This is a genomic window from Ruegeria sp. CJ9, from assembly GCF_056536625.1.
In genome coordinates this window covers 323968-339325 of the sequence record NZ_JBQFPY010000005.1, presented here as the reverse complement: position 1 = coordinate 339325, position 15358 = coordinate 323968, and the positions used below count along the sequence as shown (strand labels likewise).

Annotated in this window: 17 protein-coding genes and 1 pseudogene; 7 read left to right on the top strand and 11 right to left on the bottom strand. The window is 59.0% G+C overall.

Features of this window, described 5'->3' with window-relative positions; translation table 11 throughout:
• Positions 1–126 (bottom strand): annotated as a pseudogene (gene gcvT / locus ACR0AJ_RS13175) (glycine cleavage system aminomethyltransferase GcvT); the annotation flags it as partial.
• Positions 127–456: 330 nt separating this feature from the next.
• On the opposite strand from gcvT, the gene ACR0AJ_RS13170 reads away from it, so the two are divergent.
• Genes ACR0AJ_RS13170 through ACR0AJ_RS13155 form a run of 4 tightly spaced genes read left to right on the top strand, consistent with a single transcriptional unit; the run spans position 457 to position 3955 of the window.
• Positions 457–1107, top strand: a complete 651-nt coding sequence (locus tag ACR0AJ_RS13170) for a histidine phosphatase family protein (protein WP_170360664.1) — start codon at positions 457–459, stop codon at positions 1105–1107.
• A 17-nt stretch (positions 1108–1124) separates the two neighbouring features.
• A complete protein-coding gene (locus ACR0AJ_RS13165) occupies positions 1125–1739 on the top strand; it encodes a glutathione S-transferase family protein (RefSeq protein WP_480741054.1) in 615 nt (204 codons plus the stop codon).
• A gap of 14 nt (positions 1740–1753) precedes the next feature.
• A complete protein-coding gene (locus ACR0AJ_RS13160; protein WP_170349836.1) occupies positions 1754–2809 on the top strand; it encodes a saccharopine dehydrogenase in 1056 nt (351 codons plus the stop codon).
• Positions 2810–2812: 3 nt separating this feature from the next.
• Positions 2813–3955, top strand: a complete 1143-nt coding sequence (locus ACR0AJ_RS13155) for a saccharopine dehydrogenase family protein (RefSeq protein WP_170349835.1) — start codon at positions 2813–2815, stop codon at positions 3953–3955.
• 99 nt (positions 3956–4054) lie between these two features.
• Here ACR0AJ_RS13155 and ACR0AJ_RS13150 read toward each other — a convergent pair whose 3' ends face one another.
• The 5 genes from ACR0AJ_RS13150 to ACR0AJ_RS13130 all read right to left on the bottom strand — a co-directional run bounded on the left by ACR0AJ_RS13150 (position 4055) and on the right by ACR0AJ_RS13130 (position 7067).
• Complete coding sequence (locus ACR0AJ_RS13150) at positions 4055–4255, bottom strand: DUF1127 domain-containing protein (protein WP_170349834.1); 201 nt, start codon at positions 4253–4255, stop codon at positions 4055–4057.
• 43 nt (positions 4256–4298) lie between these two features.
• The gene (locus ACR0AJ_RS13145) at positions 4299–4535 is read right to left on the bottom strand and encodes a DUF1127 domain-containing protein (RefSeq protein WP_170349833.1); all 237 of its coding nucleotides are present in this window, start codon (positions 4533–4535) and stop codon (positions 4299–4301) included.
• 159 nt (positions 4536–4694) lie between these two features.
• Positions 4695–5774 carry a hypothetical protein gene (locus ACR0AJ_RS13140; protein ID WP_170349832.1) on the bottom strand — a complete coding sequence of 360 codons (1080 nt, stop codon included), beginning with the start codon at positions 5772–5774 and terminating at the stop codon, positions 4695–4697.
• Positions 5775–5889: 115 nt separating this feature from the next.
• On the bottom strand, positions 5890–6207 hold the full coding sequence (locus ACR0AJ_RS13135) for a DUF3775 domain-containing protein (protein WP_170326413.1): 318 nt from the start codon (positions 6205–6207) through the stop codon (positions 5890–5892).
• 86 nt (positions 6208–6293) lie between these two features.
• On the bottom strand, positions 6294–7067 hold the full coding sequence (locus ACR0AJ_RS13130; protein WP_170349831.1) for a DUF1365 domain-containing protein: 774 nt from the start codon (positions 7065–7067) through the stop codon (positions 6294–6296).
• A 146-nt stretch (positions 7068–7213) separates the two neighbouring features.
• Here ACR0AJ_RS13130 and ACR0AJ_RS13125 point away from each other — a divergent pair, with 146 nt between their 5' ends.
• The 3 genes from ACR0AJ_RS13125 to ACR0AJ_RS13115 are packed head-to-tail and all read left to right on the top strand — an operon-like array spanning position 7214 to position 8991.
• Positions 7214–7870: a sigma-70 family RNA polymerase sigma factor gene (locus tag ACR0AJ_RS13125; protein WP_170349830.1), complete on the top strand. Its 657-nt coding sequence runs from the start codon at positions 7214–7216 to the stop codon at positions 7868–7870.
• A gap of 10 nt (positions 7871–7880) precedes the next feature.
• Positions 7881–8531, top strand: a complete 651-nt coding sequence (locus tag ACR0AJ_RS13120; RefSeq protein ID WP_170376149.1) for a ChrR family anti-sigma-E factor — start codon at positions 7881–7883, stop codon at positions 8529–8531.
• A 55-nt stretch (positions 8532–8586) separates the two neighbouring features.
• Entirely contained in the window at positions 8587–8991 is a 405-nt protein-coding gene (locus ACR0AJ_RS13115; RefSeq protein ID WP_425081390.1) for a hypothetical protein, read from the top strand.
• Positions 8992–8994: 3 nt separating this feature from the next.
• Here the strand turns inward: ACR0AJ_RS13115 and ACR0AJ_RS13110 are convergent, their stop codons facing one another.
• The 5 genes from ACR0AJ_RS13110 to ACR0AJ_RS13090 form a co-directional block, all read right to left on the bottom strand.
• Complete coding sequence (locus tag ACR0AJ_RS13110) at positions 8995–10224, bottom strand: DNA recombination protein RmuC (RefSeq protein ID WP_480741048.1); 1230 nt, start codon at positions 10222–10224, stop codon at positions 8995–8997.
• Positions 10225–10276: 52 nt separating this feature from the next.
• On the bottom strand, positions 10277–12136 hold the full coding sequence (mutL, locus tag ACR0AJ_RS13105) for a DNA mismatch repair endonuclease MutL (RefSeq protein ID WP_480741046.1): 1860 nt from the start codon (positions 12134–12136) through the stop codon (positions 10277–10279).
• Positions 12137–12419: 283 nt separating this feature from the next.
• The gene (locus ACR0AJ_RS13100; RefSeq protein WP_170349825.1) at positions 12420–13349 is read right to left on the bottom strand and encodes a metal ABC transporter permease; all 930 of its coding nucleotides are present in this window, start codon (positions 13347–13349) and stop codon (positions 12420–12422) included.
• Entirely contained in the window at positions 13346–14551 is a 1206-nt protein-coding gene (locus ACR0AJ_RS13095; RefSeq protein ID WP_480741044.1) for a metal ABC transporter permease, read from the bottom strand. The genes ACR0AJ_RS13100 and ACR0AJ_RS13095 overlap by 4 nt, the downstream gene beginning before the upstream one ends.
• Positions 14552–14554: 3 nt before the next feature.
• Positions 14555–15358 carry a metal ABC transporter ATP-binding protein gene (locus ACR0AJ_RS13090; RefSeq protein WP_170349852.1) on the bottom strand — a complete coding sequence of 268 codons (804 nt, stop codon included), beginning with the start codon at positions 15356–15358 and terminating at the stop codon, positions 14555–14557.

Sequence of the window (15358 nt, the reverse complement as noted above, 5' to 3'; positions counted from 1 at the left end):
CTTATGCTCACCCATGATCCCCAGCGGATACTGAACAGGCATCTCCCAACCCGCAAAATCAACCAGCTTGCCTCCCAACTCAACATGGAGATCGTAGAGAGGAGTGCGTTTCGGTTCGGTGCTCATAATCCGGGCCTTTCGAATGCCGTTTTGAAAGATCACCGTGCGGTCTGCAATGGCAACCCTTTTACAATCAACACCAAGGTTCCCGGGACGCTATTGCGAGTCAACAGGATTTGCCATGATTGCCGATACAAAGCGTATACAGCCGCATGCAGCGGCTTTGTATCGTATAGGAAACTATTTTCCGTTGGGCAACGATCACATCGCGATATCGCGGGTCTGAAAACGAACACGCAAAACCTTTGACGAAGGTCGGTTTTTGCCCGCCCCCTGGCAAACGCCTCTGGCCCCTATCCAAATCCTGCCCTAAGACTTCGCCCAAGAGGAATTGCAATGTCACATATTACACTGGTGCGTCACGGACAGGCCAACACCACCGCACGGGATGAAGAAAGCTACGACAGGCTCAGCGATCTGGGCCATCAGCAAGCCCGTTGGCTGGGGGCACATTTGCAGGATACGCGCGCCCATTACCCGCGGGTCTATTGCGGCACGTTGCAGCGACATGTGGAAACTGCGGCCAGCATGGGCTTGCCTGACCCAATCCGGGACGCGCGCCTGAATGAGATCGAGTATTTCACCATCGCGCAGCTATATGAACAGCAGCACGGCGTGGCGATCCCCACCGACCGAGAGGGCTTTGTCGAACATCTGCCCCGCACCTTTGCCGCCTGGGCCAGGGGCGAGATCACGGATACGCCCGAAACCTTTGCGGAGTTCGAGACCCGTGTCTCGGACGCTTTGCGCGAGATTGGAACCGAGGGCGGACCGGCCATCGTTGTGACCTCGGGCGGGTTGATTTCGATGGTGGTACGGCAAGCGATGGGTCTGGATATCCCGGCGATGGCACGGGTGGCGCTGGCCATCATGAACACGTCGCTGCATCGCCTGCACCCGATCGGCGCGCAGCTAAGCCCGGTTCTGTTCAATGCGGTGCCGCACCTGGACTCGCCCGACAGGCAATACGCGCAAACCCACCTTTGACCTCGGAGGCCATTATGATGCAGCTATACTATGCCCCCCGCACAATCTCGGTCGCTGTTGCCATTGCGTTGGAAGAGGCCGGGCTAGAGTATGAAGCGATCCAACTGGATTTCGCTGGGGGAGAACAAACGAAACCAGCTTATAAACAAATCAACCCCAAGGGCCGGGTTCCGGCACTGGTGGTTGATGGCGGTATCCTGACCGAAACCGGCGCTCTGCTGGAATATGTCGCGGCCAAGGCGCCCGAAGCCGAATTGGTGCCCACCGATCCGGTCATGGCCGCCCGGATGCGCGAGGTGATGTATTACCTGGCCTCGACCATGCATGTGAACCACGCGCACAAATTGCGCGGCGCCCGCTGGGCCGACAAGAAATCCAGCTGGAAAGACATGACGGACAAGGTTCCACAGAACATGACCGCGTCCTGCGACTATATCTCTTCCAACGGGTTGCGAGGGCCGTTTGTATTGGGCGAGGCCGTCTCGCTGGCAGATGCTTATCTCTATGTGGTTTGCAGTTGGCTGGAAGTCGACGGCGTCAACGTCTCGGCCTTTCCCAAAATTCTGACCTTCCGCGCGGCGATGGAGGCACGTTCTTCGGTTCAGGCGGTGCGCGCCGCCGGAATGCTCTGACAAAAGGATAACGCATGACACATCTTTGGGTCCGGGCAGAACAACGCCCGAATGAAGAACGGGTCGGGCTGACCTCCGAAGGCGCTGCTGATCTGATCGCAGCCGGCATCCGCGTGACGGTTGAGGAAAGTTCCGTGCGCGCAATCCCGATTGATGGCTACAGAGAGGTCGGATGCGAGATCGCGCCCGAAAACTCCTGGCCTCGGGCACCACTGGATGCGATCATCTTTGGCCTCAAGGAACTGCCCGAAGACGGTACGCCCCTGCCCCACCGCCACATCATGTTCGGCCACGCCTACAAAGGCCAGCATTCAGGTCGTGCGCTGCTTGCGCGGTTCAAGGCCGGCGGCGGAACGCTCTATGATCTGGAATATCTGGTGGACGAAGCCGGCCGCCGCGTCGCCGCCTTCGGCTATTGGGCTGGATATGCGGGCGCTGCTGTGACGCTTAAGACCTGGGCAGCGCAGCAACGAGGTCAGCAATGCCCGCCGGTCGGTGTGTATGCCAGCAAAGACGCGCTGAACGCGGAGTTGCTGACTGAATTGGATGCAACGGGCGCAACTCGCCCCCGCGCCATTGTCATTGGCGCTCTGGGCCGAGTGGGCACCGGGGCTGCAGACTTATGCGAGGCCATGGGGGTCAGCGTTACCAAATGGGACATGGCCGAAACGTCTAGCGGCGGACCGTTCCCGGAAATCCTTGACCACAATCTGTTCCTGAACTGCATCTTTGCGCGCCCCGGCACCCCGGTCTTTGTACCGCGTGAGGCTTTGACCGCGCCGCGCAAGCTGACCGCTATTGGCGATGTGGCCTGCGACCCCGATAGCGATTACAATCCGGTGCCCGTTTATGACCGTGCAACCTCCTGGGACGCCCCTGCCCTGCGTGTGGCGACTGATCCGGTGATGGACGTGATGGCCATCGACAACCTTCCGTCAATGCTGCCGGTCGAAAGCTCGCAAGATTATGCCACGCAATTGCTGCCTTCGTTGCTGACCCTGACCAATCTGAACGCCGGTGTCTGGGGCCGGGCGGCGGCGACCTATAACACTCATATCGAAGGATTCTGAGCGATGACGATTCATTGGTGTGGCACCGGCCTGTCGGCCATCCCCGGCCTGCGCCGCCTTATTGAAGGCGGGCACAAGGTCACCGTCTGGAACCGGACCATCGAAAAAGCCAATGCCGAGGTCGGTGACCTGACCGACGACATCCACGCCTTTGACATCGATGCGCTGGGTGCGGTGCTGAAAAAAGGCGACGTGATCGTCTCGATGCTGCCGGGTGACTGGCACGTGCCGCTGGCCGAACTGGCCATCGCGAAACAGGCCAATTTCGTCTCGTCCTCTTATATCGCGCCCGAGATGCGTGCGCTGGACGACAAGGCCCGCGAAGCCGGTGTGGCACTGGTGAACGAGGTCGGGCTGGACCCAGGCATAGACCACCTGATGGCGCATGCACTGGTCGATGACTACCGCGCCTCGGATGCGTTCGATGCCCAGAACCACCTGAGCTTCATTTCGTATTGCGGTGGCATTCCGAAGAATCCCAACCCGTTCCGTTATAAATTCAGCTGGTCGCCGCTGGGGGTACTCAAGGCGCTGCGTTCGCCGTCCAAGTCGATCCGCGACTATGTTCCGCTGGACGTGGCCCGCCCCTGGGACGCAATCACCAGCTATATCGCGCCGCTGCCGACGCCCGAAAGCTTTGAGGTCTACCCCAATCGCGACTCGATCCCGTTCATGCAGCAGTACCACTTTGAAAAGCACTGGCCGGTCAAGGAATTTGTCCGCGGCACCCTGCGCCTGAACGGCTGGGCCGATGCGTGGTCTGATGTATTCCACGAAATCGAAACCCTGTCCGGCCCCGAAGGTGACGCGCGCTTGAAAGAGATGTCAGACCAGTTCTGGGAAGAAAACGCCTATGACAAGGGCGAACCCGACCGCGTGGTCCTGTGCGTCGGGCTGAAGGCGGAAAAAGACGGCATCCCGGTCTGGCACAAGACCTATGTGATGGACGCCTGGGGTGACGCGCGTGGCACCGCCATGGCGCGACTGGTGTCGATCCCGGTGTCGCTTGCGGTCGAGGCGGTCCTGAACCGCTCCATCCCAGCCGGCGTCCACGCCGCCCCCAGTGACCCGAAACTGGTACAGGACTGGATGGCCGAAATCGACACGCTGACTCAGCATCTTCAGATCGTAGACCAGTTGAAATGAACGGCTGACACCGCCCGTTCGAGAATGGGCCGCTTAAAGGTTAAAAAAGCCATCCCGAAATATCGGAATGGCTTTTGGTTTGTCTTGCATCGCGATCGGTCAGATGTAGCGCTCGATCACGGTGTCGATATCGCTGCGGTTGATGCCCAGTTCGGCGAGTTCGGAATCGTTCAAGCGGTTCAGATCTTGTGCGGCGCGTACGATGCTGGAACTGATCGCCTGCAACCGCATCGCCCGGTCGAACAACAACACGGAACTGGCATTTATCGACTGGTCGCGATTTGGGTTAAAATCAAACATTTTCTCCTCCAAGTAATTTACGATATTCGGCGCGGCCCGTGGATCAGTGTGCGGTGCCCGAGTAAGGCTTCTTGTGATAAACGCTCTCATAGGCGCGTTGCTTGATCTCACTGCGTGGGATGCCGATGTCTGCCAATTGACGATCACTGAGGTTTTCCAGTGCCCGAACGGATTTGGCAAAGATATCGCGGCGAAAATGTTCGACCCGTGCTTCGGCGTAATTCGAGAACAGACCGAAGAAGAGCCCCTTTTGCGGAGTAACTGTTTGTGCGTATCCCATGACTTTCTCCTTTAACTCTGAATTGCGTTTATCGTTGAAACAGAGAAAAGGGTTCGGGGTTAAAAGCGTCGGAGGGTTGGATTAAATCCGCTTAATCTTCGCAGGACCAGACGCCGACAACATGGCACGGTCAGGTGTAATCAGCTGAAATAAAATAATTTAATCAAAATCACTAATATCCAGCGCGTTTTTAACCAGAAACAAAACCGCGGCATCAAGGTCTTCACGCGCCAAAACTTGTTTGAACGACGCCGTCAATGCATCCGTTTCCCATGTCCGTACAGACAAGGCGATCCAGCCTGCCAGTTCCGCGCTGCGTTCAAGCTCAAGCTTGTAAATCTCCAGTATTTGTTCTTGCAATTCCGGCCATGTGGAACCGCCAACGGCAAGAACCTGAATTAGCTTCTGCTTATCTTCTGGCGACGAGTTCGCCTGCGCTAACGCCTGCCCAATCGCTTCTACTGCGTCTGCGCCGTCAACCTCGATCCCGGCCAGCGCCCAATCCGCTATGTTTCGGTCACCGGCACGCAACGCGGGCTGATACCGCTGTCGAACGAATGCCTGCGCGGCAGGATCGGATTGCATACCCAACAATCGAATGACAGCCGGCGCATAAGCAAGGCGATTTACATCGCGCAACTCCTGCAACAAAGACGCGGTTGTCACAACGTCCCGCACCTGTCGGGCAGTCGGATACGGTGCGCGATGAAGCTCTGCAAGCGCGGCATTGCGCAACAGCCTGTCTTCATGCGTCAGATATTGGCTAAAAAAAGTGACGCGTGCAGGGTTAGCCGTTTTTCCGACGATCCAGTGTTTACCCTGAAAACGCACCGCTTCTAGAAAAGCTGCCCGCTCTTGCGTCATCAGAAAACCTTTTGACCAGGCGCTTGCGAAGCTGCGGCCTGACTTGTCCACAGATCCGCTGCCGTAGATCATCAAAACAACTCTTTCAGGGTCGACGCGGAAGGCTGATCGCGTCACGCTGTCAACCAGGAATGGGATATCCGGTAGGGTCTCTAGCTGCGCGGGCGCGCCTTTCAGCACGGAAACCGAGGCGTACTTAAAGGGATTGGTCGGCGACGGCGCAGCCAGAACAATCACACGCGCAGACAGAATACGGTCTGCAAGAGAGTATTCCGGCAATGTTGTACAAACCGAACAGGCGTTCGAAACGCGCGGAGCGGCCATGCTGGCCACGGCAAACACAAGTCCCACTAGAATACGCCAATCGAGTCGCATGGTTCGAGCATCCACCGGTTTACGGCCCTGCTGCAACTATTCTTTGCGCCGCCGAATTGGCGGTCGAATTTGATGACCACCAGGCATGGGGAAAAGGCGCTTCGTTCAAACCGGCCTACATCAGATCGTTTTCCACGTCCTCGGCTGAAATCCCCAGCGCATCCAGACCGTTTTCTAGGTGATCCGACAGGTGTGGAGTGCCGATCAGATAATCGGCGCAGGGGGTCGAGGCCTCGGATTTTGCGGTTGCGATGGCTTCGGCCAGATCCTCGGCGAAAAAGCTTTCGCGTCCGATCCACATGACAGCAACCAGCTCGGCCTGCTCGTCCTCACCCATACGGTCGATAAAGGCGCGCAGTTCGCCCTCGGCGCGGTTCAGTTCGCGCCCCATCATGGCGACCTGAGCGATTTTTCTTGCCGAGATTTCCAACATGACCCAACTCCTCGTGTTCGCGGTTTCATCCTAGCACAACCACCTCACGGCGCCTGAGTCTTTGATCTTACGCAAACTATGCCAGCTTAAGGCTCGCGAATGCGGGAAACCGGGTGGTCGGGAATGGGGGCTGTACGAAACGGGCGGAACCGGGCCTTTTTCGCCTTCAACTTCACCGCCTGCCACAGGATCAGGAAAAACGCGCGGCGCGCACCAAAAGGTCGGCGCAGCAAAGACCTTAGGATCGTACGATTGGTCAGCGGAGCCCGCCGTCCGGTCAGGGTTGCAATCAGCCCACCATCGTCGCGCACGTAATCGATCCAGACACCCACCCGGTCCGGGCGATAGTCAAACCGGAAGGTATAAGACCCTTCGACCTTTTGAAACGGCGAGACATGCATCAGCTTGTCCGCCACGATCCGGTCCGAGGGTCGGATCGGCGCAAAGTTGGGGGTGTGGCACAGATAGCTGTGGCGCGTGCCATAGGTGTTTGTGACCTCGGCCACCACGGCGTAAAGCTGGCCGTCAACATCAAAGCAAAACCAGAAGCTGACCGGATTGAACACATGGCCGAACACTCGCGGCTGGGTAAGCAATGTCACGTGATCCGGTTGGGTCACGCCCATCTGGTCAAACTGCTCCCGCAGCCAGGCCGCACCGCGCCCCTGCCCTGGCTCACCCCCATGGTCGAGTTCCCGCCAGTTGGTGACATTAGTCCGGTTCAGGGAAAACAGCGCCGGAGTGGCCGGATGGCTTTCCGGGTCCAACAAGATGTAGTCGACGGAATAACGAAAGGCGTTCTGGATCGCGCCCTTGCGCCCGTGAAAGGTATGGCCTGCAACATGGTCGACCGTGTTCACGCAGTTTTCTCCGTTCTTCGTGTAAACCGTTCCGGCGGCATTCTTTTCCTCATGTGTTTCTATCAGATAGTACGATATTTGACGCGGCCCGGATCAAAAACAGCAAATAAAGTGATCCGTCTTGGGCTGGGCCGCGTAATGTGGTTATGTTTACCGAGATCGATACCGTGACCTTGGATGAACCGGCGGCCGAAAGGCCAGCACTGAAACCTCGGCGCGCAAGCAAACGCATCAGGGGCAAGCCGGTGAACAAAGCGGATGGCAGTTGCGACACCAGAACTGAGTGGGTGAGCCACGTCAGGCGAATTCGGGACGCGCAGGATCAGGCGGCCTTTGCCGAACTGTTCCAACACTTCGCGCCACGCATCAAGGCGTTCCTGATTAAGTCAGGGTCCGACGCCGCGCTGGCCGAGGAATGCGCGCAAGAGGTGATGGCGACCTTGTGGCACAAGGCGCATCTGTTCGATCCCACTCGTGCGACCGTGGCCACTTGGGTGTTCACGATTGCAAGAAACAAGCGCATCGACGTTCTGCGCAAACAACGCCGACCCGAACCCGAGGATCTGTGGTGGGGGCCTGAGGCGGAACCAGATCAGGACGACGTGGTCGCGCTGCAACAGGAAACCGCGCAGCTGCGCGACGCCATGGCGGCGTTGCCCGAGGCGCAAAGACAACTGATCGAACAGGCCTATTTTGGTGATCTGAGCCATCGAGAAATCGCATCTCAGACCGGGTTGCCGTTGGGTACGATCAAATCACGGATACGGCTGGCGCTGGACCGCTTGCGCCATGCGATGAATTGAGATGACGAAGATGAGCAACGATATCAAACATCACCTGACAGACGATCTGTTGATGGCCTACGCCGCGGGCAACCTGCCCGAAGCGTTCGACCTGATGGTGGCAACACACCTGTCCCTGTGTGACCACTGCCGCGCCCGGGCCGAAAGCTTTGACGCTGTGGGCGGATGTGTTCTGCAAGAGCAGGACAGCCCTACCAGCATGAGCGATGGGTCTCTAGCCGCAACCATGGCGCTGATCGCTCAGGGAGCCCCGATTGCAAAACCCGCACGTCCGGGATGCACGGTTCTGCCCGCGCCCTTGCAGGATTATGTCGGTGGCGATGTGAATGACATCAAATGGCGATCCATCGGCATGGGTGTAAAACAGGCGATCCTACCCACCACGAGCGAGGCCACCGCCCGCCTGCTATTCATTCCGGCCGGTGCGGCCGTGCCCGATCACAGCCATAACGGCATGGAACTGACGATGGTTCTGCAAGGTGCGTTCTCGGATGAGGTCGACCATTTCGGTCGTGGAGATGTTGAGATTGCGGATGAAAGCCTGCACCACACGCCGACGGCCGATATCTCAGAGGATTGCATCTGTCTGGCCGTGACTGACGCGCCTTTGAAGTTTACCAAGTTGATGCCGCGCCTGTTCCAACCATTCTTGCGAATCTGAAACACTGGGGTGGCTCGTGCTACACTGACCCTTCAATAGGTTCGGGAGACTTTTCATGAGAAATCATCTGATACTGACTGCATTGATCGCAAGCCTTACCAGCACGGCCTGGGCGCAGCGTGCAGCAGAAGTAAAATTCGAGCCCGGCAATTTCGGCACGATGGTGAATGGGGCAATTACCGGCAACGAGTATTTCGATTACATGTTGGGCGCGCAGGCTGGTCAGGAAATGTTCGCCGATCTCAAGGTCAGCGACACCAATGGCAATGGCGTGATTTACTTCAACATCCTGCCACCCGGCAGTGACGGCGTTGCGATCTACAACGGCTCTATCGATGGCAACACCGCCCGCATCGACCTGCCCGAAGACGGAGATTATACGATCCGCGTCTATCTGATGGGCAATGATCGGGATACTGATAAGACAGTCGGCTACAATCTGGATCTGTCGATCCAGTAAAGCCTAGCCTTCGGATTTGCCTAGCGGTACCACATTATTGTGGTCGTCCGGGGCAAGCTCTTCGAAATCGAAGTTGTCCAACCGCTGTGCCCGACGCCCGGCTTTTTCGGCGCTGATCTTGATTTCCGAGATATCCTTGACTGCCTGTCCGAAATGGCGATCAAGGTTCGAAACACGGTCCCCCAGACGCTCCACATCCTTGTGCAACAGGCCCAGTTCCTTGCGGATTGCCCCCGCCTGTTCTCGCATACGCGCGTCTTTCAAGATCGCTCTCATCGTGTTCAGCGTCGCCATGCAGGTGGTGGGGGAAACGATCCAGACTCGCTTGCTGAAACTCTCCTGCACCAGTTCCGGGAATTTGGCGTGCAACTCGGCATATACCGCCTCGGACGGAAGAAACATAAGCGCGCCGTCGGCGGTTTCGCCGTCCAGAATGTACTTCTCGGCAATATCGTTGATGTGCTTGCGCACGGTGCTGCGGAACATCTGAACCGCCGCTTTCAACTCGGCATCATTGGTCGAGCCGATCAGTGCCTCATACGCCTCCAATGGAAACTTGCTGTCGATTACAATCGGTCCCGGCGGGTTCGGCAAGTGGATCAGACAATCTGCGCGGCGACCATTCGACAGGGTCGCCTGCAATTGGAAACTGTCTGACGGCAAAGCCTTGGAGACGATATCGTTCAGCTGAATCTCCCCAAACGCGCCGCGTGTCTGCTTGTTCGACAAGATATCCTGCAGCGACAGCACATCGCCCGACAGCTTGGTGATATTGTCCTGCGCTTTGTCGATGGCGGCCAGACGTTCCTGCAATTGTGTCAGAGACGTCGCGGTCTGTTTCGACGAGCCATGCAGCGATTCCTTCATTCGCTCCTGCATCTCGGCCAAAGCCCGAGCGGATATCATCGCATTGTCTGCCAACCGGTCATTCATCTGCTGCTGCACCGAGGACAGGCGCGATTCAACCGTCTGGATCACCTGCACCTGCGCATTGGCCTGTGTATCCGACACATGCTGCAAACCACCGCGCAACTGTTCCTGGCCCTGCCCCAGTTGCTGCACGTGTTGACCCAAATGCGCCATCTGCCGCACCAGCGGTTCTGCCATTCGGGCGGAACGGTTGGCTGCCCGCAAGGACAGGAATAGCAGCAGCAGAATCAATGCCACCACTCCACCCGCGATCAGCACCACAGGGTCGTTCAAAGCCATTTCTGTGCCAGCAATCTCGATCATGTCGCCTCGGATGTTCTTGTTTTATTCTTCATAACCCGGTGAAGCGCCGGGATCAACTGCGCCCGAACAGGCGTTCGATGTCGCTCAGCTTCAGTTCCACATAAGTGGGTCGCCCATGATTGCACTGGCCGGAATGGGGAGTCGCCTCCATCTCGCGCAGCAGGGCATTCATTTCCTCGGCCCGCATCCGACGGCCAGACCGGACCGAGCCATGACAGGCCACCCGGCTGAGGATTGCTTCGATCCGCGCCTGCACCGTTTGGCTTTCGCCTTGATCGGCCAGTTCATCCAGAATATCTAGGATCATTGCACGGGCATCCACTTCGCCCAGAATGGCAGGTGTTTCGCGCACGGCGATGGCGCCGCCGCCAAAGGGTTCCAACGTCAGCCCAAGGCGCGACAGGTCATCCGCAACCGCCATCAGACGCGCGCAGTCGCCTTCGGACAGCTCGACGATTTCCGGGATTAGCAATGCCTGCGCGGCGACGCCGTTTTCGGTCATCTGAGTTTTTAGCTTTTCATAAACCAGCCGTTCATGCGCGGCGTGCTGATCGACGATCACCATACCATCAGCGGTCTGGGCAATGATGTAGTTCTCATGTACTTGCCCGCGCGCCGCACCCAAGGGCAGGTCCTGCATCGGGGGCTCTTCTTCTGTGGTCGAAACTGGCGGAACCGCCTCCACGATGCTACCGCTATAATCGCGGGAGAGTTCGGCAAAACCCGGCGCCTGCGCCTGAAACGCGGCCTGCCGGGCTGCGGGCGAAGGACGATCCATCTGATACACCCGGGCGGGAGTGGGCTGTGCCGGTTCGGGCCGCATCGCGCCCAGCGTTGCATTGGCCACGGTCGAGGACGCTCGGTGCCCGGCCTCGGCCAACGCATGCCGCAAGGCCGAGACGATTAGCCCCCGCGCCACGCCGGGATCGCGGAACCGAACCTCAGACTTTGCCGGGTGAACATTTACATCCACCAGCATCGGGTCACAGTCGATGAACAGCGCCGCCGCCGGATGCCGGTCGCGGCTGAGAAAGTCGAAATAGGCCGCCCGCAACGCACCGGTCAACATCTTGTCGCGCACGGGACGGCCGTTGACGAAGAGATACTGCGCCACTGCTGCGCCACGCGAATAGGTCGGCAAGGCAGCATAGCCATACAAGCGAATACCCTCACGAGTCGCATCGATCTGCAATGCGTTCTCGGCAAACTCGCGCCCGATCACGCGGGCCAGTCGGGCGTGCAACGCATCGAACAGATCGCCATTTTCGCGATCGGCGCGAAAGGTCACGCGACCTTCACCCCCGCCCGAGACATCGCGCAGCGTAAAAGTGATGGCGGGCTCGGCCATGGCCAGACGTTTGACCGTATCAGTGATCGCCTGCGCCTCGGCCCGGTCGGTGCGCATGAATTTCAGCCGAGCGGGCGTGGCAAAAAACAGATCCCTCAGCTCGACCACCGTGCCTGCACGCAAGGCGGCGGGTTTCACCGCCTCCATCTTGCCACCAGATACATATATCTGGGCCGCATCTGACCCCGGCACCCGACTGGTTATGTTCAGCCGCCCAACCGCACCCAGCGACGGCAGCGCCTCGCCCCGGAAGCCGAACGTGTGAATGTTCAGCAGATCCGACCCGTCGATCTTGGATGTCGCGTGGCGCGAAAGGGCCAGTGGCAGATCATCCGCCGAAATCCCGCACCCATCATCCGTGACGCGAATCAACGTCTTGCCACCATCAGCGATATCGATGGCAATCCGGGTTGATCCGGCGTCGACGGCGTTTTCCACCAGTTCTTTGACAGCTGAGGCGGGGCGTTCCACCACCTCACCCGCAGCGATGCGGTTGATTGCAGCATCGTCAAGTTGACGGATTACGGGGCGGATTTCGCTGATATTGGGGTTTGCCTGCACCATACCACCAGACCTAGCATATGCGCACACGATTCTGCCACTGATTTGGCAGTCCTATTTTTAGGAGGGAGGGGGCGTTCGAACAATCGCGCTGCGCCGATGTCAACAGACGGCAAACCTTGCCACGATTGTCCGAACGATCCAAGTGAGTGGTGGTCATTCAGAAATTTATTGCGGCGGGCCTAACACGAAACGCGGCGCGACAATCATTAACTCTGTCCTTGCTGGGCGTCTGGGCGAATTTCAGCCGACCCCTCGCATTGACCAACAGCGGGAAAGCGCCGTGTCAAGTGGCTTGGGGCGCTCCGGCACGGGAGCGGCACGGGCCCCACAATGCGGCGCAGGCCAGGATCAGGCCGGACATGGTTGCGATCATCCCTGCCGCGCTGACCGCATCCGTACTGCCCAACCAAAGCGGCCCGTAGCCCGCCAGCACATAGCCCGATATTGCCGACACGCTGGCGAAAATGACGCTCCAGGCGATTTGGGTTTCCAGCCGATTTGTCATCATCCGCGCCGCCGCCGGGGGGCAAATGAACATGGCGATCACGATAATTGACCCCACTGCATCAAACGCGGCCACGGCCGATATTGCAGCCACGATCACCAACGCCATACCCAGCGCGCCGGTGCGAATGCCGATGGTGCGTGCGAAGCCTTCGTCGAAGGTCGAAATTTTCAACGGACGCCAGAACAGCCAGATGAACAGGACCACCCCGACCAGCGTCAGCGCAATCCGCGGCAGCTCCGGCGGCAGCCCGGCCAAAGCCGTCAGGTCCAACAGAGATGACCAGCCCACAGCATCCAGCCAGATCAGGCTTTCCAGATTGCCATATAGCGCATGTTCCACGTCCAGATGCACGGTCGAGGTATCGGTCTGCTCCAGCAGCAGCACACCGCCTGCGAACATGGTGGTGAACACCACGCCCATCGCAGCACCGGGTTCAATCTGGCCCAGCCGCCGGATCGCCTCGATCATCACAACGGCAACAATGGCTGCACCCGCCGCGCCCAGCATCATGGGCCAGGTCGAGATCGCTCCGGTCAGCAGAAAGGCCACAACGATGCCGGGCAGCACCACGTGGCTGATTGCGTCCCCAATTAGGGCTTGTTTGCGAAGTACAAGAAAATTCCCCGGCAGGGCGCAGGCGATGGCGGCGAAGATCCCGATCAACAGAGGCGTCAGGGACAGGGGGACAAATTCTTCACCGCTCATGGCTGGACCTCCTGCGGGCCACCGATCAGGCGGTCGATATCCGCGATCTGATCGCGGGTCAGCACCGTTTCGATATCGCGCAGCCCGTCATAAAGCGCCGCCGTCGCCTCATGCGCCTGATCCGCGCGCACGATTTCCCACCGTTTTTCGTCGCGCAACGCCTTGGCGGCACGGGCTTTACCAGCCTCGGTAGCAACGCCATCGGCGCGGGCAAAGCCAGCGCGTTTCAGCAGGCGCAGGGTCAGCGGTTCATAGATTTTCTGACCTTGCGCCAGCGCCAGCAATCCTTGGCGGATATGCACCCGACGCTGGAATCTCAGATGTTGCAACACCGCCGCCAGAACACCGCGAACAGGTGCAAACAGTAGGGACAGCGCGAAAAAGCCAAAACTGACCAGCACAATGATCGGACCGGTCGGCAGGTTCGGCGCCGAGGCCGACAGGGCCGCGCCCAGATACCCGGCCAACCCACCCGCCAAACCAGCGAGCAAAACAACTCGGTCCGAGCGGTCGGTCCAGAACCGCGCGGTCACGGGCGGTATGATCAGCAATGCCACAATCAGGATCAGCCCGACGATCTTCAACCCGACAACGGTGACGGCCATCACCAATCCCATCATCGCCAGATCAATCCGATGCACAGGCAGACCCCGTGCGGCGGCATATTCCGGGTCAAACGCCACCATGGTCATCGGTCGGCGGATGATCATCACCAGAACAAGCGTAGCGGCCCCGCCAATCGCAATGATCAGCGCATCCGCCCACAACATCCCGGCAGTGGAGCCCAGCAAGAACCCTTCGAGCCCCGCCTGACGACCAACGCCCATGGTTTGAATCACGGTCAGCAGTACGATGCCAAATCCGAAGAAAACGGACAGCACCGCGCCGATGGCAGCATCTTCGGCCAGCCGCGTGCCCCGGGTCAGCCAATTCATACACAGCAGACCAATCCAGGCCGAGATCGCCGATCCGGCAAGCAGACCGATCAGATTGCGTCCATCGCCGCCAAAAGCGACCAGCACCATGAAGGCCAGGCACACGCCGGGCAGGGTCGCATGGCTGATCGCATCGCTGACCAGCGCGCGCTTGCGCAGAAACAGGAAAGTGCCGGTCACCCCGGCGGATACGCCCAGCAAGGTCGCACCAATAGCAACCAGCGTGGCGTTATAGCCAAGCTGCAGGCTCAGAGCATCCCAAAGCATGATTTACCCCAGCGCGCGTGAGATCTGGTCGATCTGCGCGGTGGCCAGACGGCCCCCATAGGCCGATTGCAGGGTTTCGGCGGTAAAGGCCTCGGCCACTGTTCCCTCGGCCACCTTACGGGTGTTGATCAGGAAGACGTGGTCGAAATAATCGGTAACGGTGGCCAGATCGTGATGCACGACAACGACGGTCTTGCCCGCCTCTTTCAGCGATTTCAAAACCGCGATGATGGCCTTTTCTGTGGCCGCATCGACCCCGGCAAAAGGTTCGTCCAACAGGTAAAGATCAGCCTCTTGCGCCAATGCGCGGGCTAGAAAAACCCGTTGCTGCTGACCGCCGGAAAGCTGGCCAATCTGACGATCCGCGAAGTCGCGCATGCCAACCCGGTTCAGGCAATCCATGGCCTGCGACATATGTCGGGCTCGAATGCGGCCCAACAGGCCCAACTGCCGCGACAGGCCCATCAGAACCACGTCGATCACGCGAGTCGGGAAATCCCAGTCCACACTGGCGCGCTGCGGGACATAGGCGATGCGGGCACGCTGCTGCTCCAGCGGTTTGCCAAAGACAGTGACCTGCCCGGAGAGCGGCGATACGATCCCCAATGCGGCTTTGAGAAGGGTCGATTTCCCCGCGCCATTAGGTCCGATGATCGCCGTCATCGCACCGGTCTGCACGGTCATATCCACCGAGAACACCGCAGGTTTCTGGCCATAGGAAACGGTCAATCCGCGAATGGCCAGAGGGCTCTCGTCCAAACTGTGCCCGGTAATTGAAACACCCTGATCAGCGGCCAGTTCCAGCAT

Coding starts and splice junctions, on each gene's coding strand:
- ACR0AJ_RS13120 (WP_170376149.1), top strand. CDS start 7,881: ATGAGCAACGATATCAAACATCACCTGACAGACGATCTGTTGATGGCC.
- ACR0AJ_RS13110 (WP_480741048.1), bottom strand. CDS start 10,224: ATGATCGAGATTGCTGGCACAGAAATGGCTTTGAACGACCCTGTGGTG.
- ACR0AJ_RS13125 (WP_170349830.1), top strand. CDS start 7,214: ATGTTTACCGAGATCGATACCGTGACCTTGGATGAACCGGCGGCCGAA.
- ACR0AJ_RS13160 (WP_170349836.1), top strand. CDS start 1,754: ATGACACATCTTTGGGTCCGGGCAGAACAACGCCCGAATGAAGAACGG.
- ACR0AJ_RS13090 (WP_170349852.1), bottom strand. CDS start 15,358: ATGCTGGAACTGGCCGCTGATCAGGGTGTTTCAATTACCGGGCACAGT.
- ACR0AJ_RS13115 (WP_425081390.1), top strand. CDS start 8,587: ATGAGAAATCATCTGATACTGACTGCATTGATCGCAAGCCTTACCAGC.
- ACR0AJ_RS13140 (WP_170349832.1), bottom strand. CDS start 5,774: ATGCGACTCGATTGGCGTATTCTAGTGGGACTTGTGTTTGCCGTGGCC.
- ACR0AJ_RS13155 (WP_170349835.1), top strand. CDS start 2,813: ATGACGATTCATTGGTGTGGCACCGGCCTGTCGGCCATCCCCGGCCTG.
- mutL (WP_480741046.1), bottom strand. CDS start 12,136: ATGGTGCAGGCAAACCCCAATATCAGCGAAATCCGCCCCGTAATCCGT.
- ACR0AJ_RS13145 (WP_170349833.1), bottom strand. CDS start 4,535: ATGGGATACGCACAAACAGTTACTCCGCAAAAGGGGCTCTTCTTCGGT.
- ACR0AJ_RS13135 (WP_170326413.1), bottom strand. CDS start 6,207: ATGTTGGAAATCTCGGCAAGAAAAATCGCTCAGGTCGCCATGATGGGG.
- ACR0AJ_RS13150 (WP_170349834.1), bottom strand. CDS start 4,255: ATGTTTGATTTTAACCCAAATCGCGACCAGTCGATAAATGCCAGTTCC.
- ACR0AJ_RS13170 (WP_170360664.1), top strand. CDS start 457: ATGTCACATATTACACTGGTGCGTCACGGACAGGCCAACACCACCGCA.
- ACR0AJ_RS13165 (WP_480741054.1), top strand. CDS start 1,125: ATGCAGCTATACTATGCCCCCCGCACAATCTCGGTCGCTGTTGCCATT.
- ACR0AJ_RS13100 (WP_170349825.1), bottom strand. CDS start 13,349: ATGAGCGGTGAAGAATTTGTCCCCCTGTCCCTGACGCCTCTGTTGATC.
- ACR0AJ_RS13095 (WP_480741044.1), bottom strand. CDS start 14,551: ATGCTTTGGGATGCTCTGAGCCTGCAGCTTGGCTATAACGCCACGCTG.